Genomic DNA, 206 nt, shown 5'->3' on the forward strand with positions numbered 1-206 from the left:
GCGGCCGTCGCCGTCGATGTCCGCGAACCGCACCCGGCTCGCGTCCGTGGTCAGACCGGATGCGACCTGGCCGATGTCCTGCCAGGTCCCGTGTCCGTCGCCGCCCTTGTTCAGGTACACCCGCACCGAACCGCCGGGATTGACCAGGATGTAGTCCGCCTTGCCGTCGCCGTCCCAGTCCGCGAACCGTACCCGGCTCGAATCGG

Annotated in this window: 1 protein-coding gene; it reads right to left on the reverse strand. The window is 69.9% G+C overall.

Annotated features, from left to right (window positions below; translation table 11 throughout):
- On the reverse strand, window positions 1–206 hold a 206-nt coding region (locus tag IF30_RS43030), incomplete at both ends, for an FG-GAP repeat domain-containing protein (protein WP_037903383.1).

The organism is Streptomyces sp. NRRL S-350 (assembly GCF_000719705.1).
Lineage (GTDB): Bacteria > Actinomycetota > Actinomycetes > Streptomycetales > Streptomycetaceae > Kitasatospora.